The sequence below is a fragment of the Mycobacterium sp. genome (genome assembly GCF_035570115.1).
Classification (GTDB): domain Bacteria; phylum Actinomycetota; class Actinomycetes; order Mycobacteriales; family Mycobacteriaceae; genus Mycobacterium.
The window spans coordinates 1-6,735 of sequence record NZ_DATMLH010000177.1; the positions used below are offsets into that span (position 1 = coordinate 1).

The window sequence follows — 6,735 nt, forward strand, 5'->3', positions numbered from 1 at the left end:
CGTGTCGTTGCATGCGGCGGGGGCGTCGGCGGTGCGGGCGCGGATTGCGCCGTCGGGTCCGTCGTCGGTGTCGGTGGAGTTGGCCGACGGGTTGGGGTTGCCGGTGTTGTCGGTGGCGTCGATGGTGGCTCGTCCGGTGTCGCAACAGCAGTTGATGGCGGCGATGTCCGGCTCAGCCGGGGATCGACTCTTCGAGCTGGTGTGGTCGCCCGCCTCGCCGGCGTCGCACGCCGAGACGCCGTCCTACGAAGTGTTCGAGGCCGTATCGGCTCTGCAGGATCCCGTCGTCGACACCTACGAGTCCACACATAAGGCGTTGGCCTCGGTGCAATCATGGCTGGCCGACCGAAACTCGGGTGTCTTGGTGGTGTCAACGCGGGGCGCAATGGGATTGGCTGGCGAGGACGTCACCGATCTGGCGGGTGCCGCTGTGTGGGGGTTGGTGCGTTCGGCGCAGACCGAGCACCCCGGCCGGATCGTGCTAGTGGATTCCGATGTACCGCTTGACGATACGACGATAGCCTCGGTTCTGGCAGTCGGTGAGCCGCACGCGCTGGTCCGGGGTGGAACGGTGTACACGGCCCGGGTGCTCGGCAGTCGGGCGATTGACGGTGTGTTGGTGCCGCCGGGTGACGGGCCATGGCGGTTGGGGCTTTCCAGTGCGGGCACCTTCGAGAATCTCCAGTTGGAGCCGGTGCCTAACGCGGATGCCCCCTTGGAGCCCGGCCAGGTCCGGGTAGCCATGCGCGCCATCGCCACGAACTTCCGCGACGTCATGATCACCCTCGGCATGTTCACCCACGACGCGCTGATCGGTGGCGAAGGCGCCGGCGTCGTCGTTGAAGTCGGTCCCGGCGTAGCCGAATTCGCCGTCGGTGATTCCGTGTACGGCTTCTTCCCCGACGGCAGCGGCACCCTGGTCGCCGGCGATGTCCGACTACTGCTCCCGATGCCCTCCGACTGGTCCTACGCCGAAGCCGCAGCCATATCAGCCGTTTTCACGACCGCGTGGATGGCATTCGTACAACTGGCGGACGCCAGGCCCGGGCAGCGGGTGTTGGTCCACGCTGCGGCCGGTGGGGTGGGGATGGCTGCGGTGCAGTTGGCCCGGCATCTGGGGTTGGAGGTGTTCGCCACTGCCAGTCGTGGCAAGTGGGACACGTTGCGGGCGATGGGCTTTGATGAGGACCATATCGCCGATTCGCGCAGTCTGGAGTTTGAGGACAAGTTCCGTACGGTGACCGGTGGTCGCGGCATGGATCTGGTGTTGGACTCGCTGGCCGGCGATTTCGTCGATGCTTCGCTGCGTTTGGTCGCCCCTGGCGGGGTGTTTTTGGAGATGGGCAAGACCGACATCCGCGACCCCGGCGTTGTCGCCCAACAACACCCAGGAGTGCGCTACCGCGCCTTCGACCTCTTCGAACCCGGTCGTATCCGGATGCACCAATACATGCTCGAACTCGCCGAACTGTTCGACGCCGGAGTCCTCCGGCCGCTCCCGGTGACGACGTTTGATGTGCGTCGGGGTGCGGCGGCGTTGCGGTATCTGAGTCAGGCGCGTCATGTCGGCAAGGTGGTGTTGACGATGCCGGACGCCTGGGCGGCGGGCACTGTGTTGATCACCGGTGGAACCGGGATGGCGGGTTCGGCGTTGGCACGTCATTTGGTGACCACTCACGGCGTGCGCAATCTGGTGTTGGCGAGCCGGCGTGGCCCTGATGCTGCCGGCGCCGCTGACCTGGCAAACGAACTGAGCGAGGCCGGTGCCGAGGTGTCGGTGGTGGCGTGCGATGCCGCTGACCGGCAGGCGTTGGCAAAAGTGATTTCGGATATTCCGGTCCAGCATCCGCTTTCCGCGGTGATTCACGCCGCCGGTGTTCTTGACGATTCGGTGGTGACGTCGTTGACGCCGGAACGGGTCGATGCGGTGTTGCGAGCAAAAGTGGATGCGGCGTGGAACCTGCACGAGCTGACCCGCGATGCGAATGTGTCGGCATTTGTCATGTTTTCGTCGATGGCCGGGTTGGTGGGGTCGTCGGGTCAGGCCAACTATGCCGCGGCTAACTCGTTCCTTGACGGGTTGGCTGTGCATCGGCGTGCTCACGGTCTGCCGGCGATTTCGCTCGGATGGGGTCTGTGGGAGCAAGCCAGTGATATGACCGGCGGACTCGATGCCCTGGGCCGAGCCCGCCTGGGCCGCAGCGGTGTGTTGGCGCTGTCATCCGCCGAGGCGTTACAGCTGTTCGACACCGCGATGGTGGTCGACGAGCCGTTCCTGGTGCCCGCCCGCATCGACACCACCGCGCTGCGCGCCAACGCGGCGGTAGTACCGCCGATGTTCGTCGACCTGATCAATACGCCGACCCGCCGACGAGTCGACGACTCGCTGGCCGCCAGCAAATCGAAGTCGGCACTGGCACACCGCATACATGGGCTGCCCGAGGCCGAGCAGCACGCGGTGCTGCTGGATCTGGTGCGTTCGCATATCGCGACCGTGTTGGGCAACACCACGCCGGAAGCCATCGACCCGGACAGGGCGTTCCAGGAGCTGGGCTTCGACTCGTTGACCGCAGTTGAGATGCGTAACCGGCTCAAAGCCGCCACCGGACTCGCACTTTCACCCACCCTCATCTTCGACTACCCCACACCGAGCAGTCTCGCCACCTACATGCGCAGCGAACTCGCCGGCGTCCCACAAGAGATCAAGCACGTCGCCGCGGTCCGCGCCACCACCGACGAGCCGATCGCCATCGTCGGGATGGCCTGCCGGTTCCCCGGCGGAGTTACCTCTCCAGAAGACCTGTGGGACATGGTTATCCAGGGCCGCGACGTGCTCACCGAATTCCCGAACGACCGCGGCTGGGATCTGGCCGGGCTGTACAACCCGGATCCCGACGTGCCGGGCGCGTGCTACACCCGCACCGGTGGATTCGTGGACGGCGTCGCCGACTTCGACCCCGCGTTCTTCGGAGTGGGGCCATCCGAGGCGCTGGCGATGGACCCCCAGCAGCGCCTTTTCCTCGAACTGTCTTGGGAAGCGTTGGAGCGGTCGGGGATTGAGCCCGGCGGGTTGCGGGGCAGTGCCACCGGCGTGTTCGCCGGGGTGTACACCCAGGGCTACGGCATGGGCGCTGCACCAACCGTGGAAGGCTTCCGGCTGACCGGACAGTCGTCCAGTGTGGCGTCGGGGCGGGTGGCGTATGTGCTGGGCTTGGAGGGCCCTGCGGTGTCGGTGGATACCGCGTGCTCCTCATCGCTGGTGGCCCTGCATATGGCGGTGCAGTCGTTGCGGTCGGGGGAGTGCGACCTGGCGCTGGCCGGCGGTGCGACCGTCAATGCCACGCCCGACATCTTCGTGGAGTTCAGCCGCATGCGTGGATTGTCGCCGGACGGCCGGTGCAAAGCGTACGCCGGGGCGGCCGACGGCACAGGATTCTCCGAGGGCGGCGGAATGCTGGTGGTGGAGCGGCTCTCGGATGCCCAGCGGTTGGGGCATCCGGTGTTGGCGCTGGTCCGGGGTTCGGCGGTCAATCAGGACGGCGCGTCGAATGGGTTGACCGCGCCTAATGGGCCCTCGCAGCAGCGGGTGGTGCGCTCGGCGCTAACCAACGCCGGGTTGGGCCCCGCCGATGTCGACGCGGTGGAGGGCCACGGCACGGGCACGACGCTGGGTGACCCGATTGAGGCTCAGGCGCTGCTGGCTACGTACGGACAGAACCGCTCGCAGCCGGTGTGGTTGGGGTCGATCAAGTCCAACATGGGTCACACTCAGGCCGCGGCCGGCGTGGCCGGTGTGATGAAAATGATCTTGGCGATGCGCCATGAGGTGTTACCGGCAACACTGCATGTGGATGCGCCTTCGCCGCACGTGGATTGGTCGGCGGGGTCGGTGGCGTTGTTGACCGAACCGCAGCCATGGAAGGTCGAGTCGGCGGATGGTCGCGTCCGTCGCGCGGGGGTGTCGTCATTTGGGATCAGTGGCACCAATGCGCATGTGATTATCGAGGCGCCCCCGACGGTCGTCGAGGCTGCCACCGAGCGGGCGGCCCATCCGCCGATCGTGCCGTGGGTCATCTCGGCTAAGGGCGCGGCGGCGCTGTCCGGTCAGGCCGCGCGGTTGGGTGAATTTATCGCTGCGCGTGAGCAGTTGGATACCGTTGATGTGGGCTGGTCATTAGCGGGGCGGTCGACGTTTGAGCATCGGGCGGTGGTGCTTGGTGCCGACCGTGAGGATTTGCTGGCAGGTTTGGGTGAGTTTGCTGGCGGGCTGCCGGGTGGTTCGGTGATCAGTGGGCGCGCCACCCCGGCGGGCAAAACCGTGTTCGTCTTCCCCGGCCAAGGCTCGCAATGGCTTGGCATGGGCATGGGGCTGCACGCGGGCCATCCGGTCTTCGCTGAAGCGTTCAATACTGTTGTCGGCGAGCTGGACCGGCACCTGCTGCGCCCCTTGCGCGAAGTCATGTGGGGCCACGACGAAAACCTGCTGAATACGACTGAATTCGCGCAGCCCGCGCTATTCGCCATCGAAGTAGCGCTCTATCGGCTGCTGGAATCGTGGGGTGTGAAGCCCGATTTCGTGATGGGTCATTCGATAGGCGAGTTGACCGCAGCGCACATCGCCGGCGCCTTGTCGCTGGAAAACGCTGCCGTGCTGGTAGTCGCGCGAGGCCGGTTGATGCAGGCCCTCCCCGCCGGCGGCGCCATGGTCGCCGTGCAGGCCACCGAAGACGAAGTGCGGCCGCTGCTGATCGACGGCGTCGGTATCGCCGCCGTGAACGGGCCTTCGTCAGTGGTGGTTTCCGGCGACGAGGATGCGGTGACCGCGATTGCGGACCAACTGCGCGAACAGGGCCGCCGTGTCCACAAGCTCGCCGTCTCCCACGCTTTCCACTCTTCGTTGATGGAGCCGATGATCGCCGAGTTCAGAGCGGCAGCCAAGGAGCTCACGGTCAACCCGCCCACCATCCCGATCATCTCGAACGTGACCGGACAGTTGGCGGGCGACGACTTCGCGTCAGCCGACTACTGGACACAGCACATCCGGGCGGCGGTACGGTTCGCCGACAGCATCCGGTTCGCGAACTCGGCCGGGGCCAACCGATTCCTCGAGGTCGGGCCCGGTGGCGGACTGACCTCGTCCATCGAGGAATCGCTCGCCGAAGCCGGCGTGGAGCTGGTCGGTTCAGTGCCTTTGCTGCGCAAGGACCGGCCCGAGCCGAGCAGCTTGATGACCGGATTGGCCCACGCTTTTGTGTCGGGTGTGGGCGTGGACTGGCGTGCGCTGTTGCCCGGAGCCGGATTTGTGGAGTTGCCGACGTATGCCTTTGAGCGACGCCGGTTTTGGCTTTCCAACGATGGCGCTGCCGGCGATGCCGCCGGTCTGGGGTTGGCGGCCAGCGAGCACGCATTGTTGGGTGCGGTGGTCGACCTGCCGGGTTCCGGCGGGGTGGTGCTGACGGGTCGGCTATCGGCGGCGTCGCAGCCGTGGCTTGCTCACCATGCCGTTGGCGGCGTGGTGGTGTTCCCGGGTGCGGGGTTTGTCGAGTTGGCGATCCGTGCCGGCGACGAAGTCGGCTGCTCCGTCATTGACGAACTAATGCTGGCGGCGCCGTTGGTGATCCCGGCAACGGGTTCGATCGCGGTGCAGGTCGTCGTCGACGCCGCCGACGAGTCGGACAACCGCTCGGTGTCGGTGTTTTCCCGCAGCGACGAACACCCGGGCTGGACTCTGCATGCCGAAGGTGTGATCCGGCCCGGCAATGCCGAGTTGGGTAGCGACATGTCGACATGGCCGCCGGTAGGGGCCACGCCGGTCGACATCGAAGGCCTATACGAGCGACTGGCCTCCCGCGGGTATGGGTACGGCCCCGCGTTCCAGGGGTTGACCGCGATGTGGCGTCGCGGCGACGAGATATTCGCCGATGTGTCCCTGCCCGGCGATGCCGGCGTATCACCGGCCGGGTTCGGTGTGCACCCGGCCGTGTTGGACGCTGCGTTGCACGCGGTGATCGTGGCTACCGAGACCGGCGGCGACGGCGACAACACCGGTGTGCTGGTGCCGTTCTCTTGGCAGGGCGTGTCGTTGCATGCGGCGGGGGCGTCGGCGGTGCGGGCGCGGATTGCGCCGTCGGGTGCGTCGGCGGTGTCGGTGGAGTTGGCCGATGGGTTGGGGCTGCCGGTGTTGTCGGTGGCTTCGATGGTGGCTCGCCCGGTGTCGCAGCAGCAATTGATGGCGGCGATGTCCGGCTCAGGCGGGGATCGGCTCTTTGAGCTGGTGTGGTCTCCCGCGTCGACCGCGTCGCACGCCGAGACGCCGTCCTACCAGGTGTTCGAAGCCGTATCGGCCGCCGAGGATCCAGTCGTCGACACCTACGAGCGCACGCATCAGGCGTTGGCAGCGGTGCAGTCGTGGCTGGCCGAGCATGATTCGGGTTTCATGGTCGTATCGACCAGGGGCGCAATGGGATTGGCGGGGGAGGACGTCACCGATCTGGCGGGTGCCGCGGTGCGGGGTTTGGTGCGTTCGGCGCAGACCGAACACCCCGGCCGGATCGTGTTGGTGGATTCCGATGCGCCCCTTGACGATACGACAATAGCTTCGGCGCTGGCAGTCGGTGAGCCGCAGGTGCTGTTGCGGGGCGGGGCGGTTTACACGGCTCGGGTGCATGGCAGCCGTGCGGTTGACAGCGTGTTGGTGCCGCCGGGCGACGGGCCTTGGCGGTTGGGGCTTTCGAG

Annotated in this window: 1 protein-coding gene; it reads left to right on the forward strand. The window is 66.7% G+C overall.

Annotated elements, in window-relative coordinates; translation table 11 throughout:
• On the forward strand, window positions 1–6,735 hold a 6,735-nt coding region (locus tag VNW74_RS15995), incomplete at both ends, for an SDR family NAD(P)-dependent oxidoreductase (protein ID WP_325678461.1).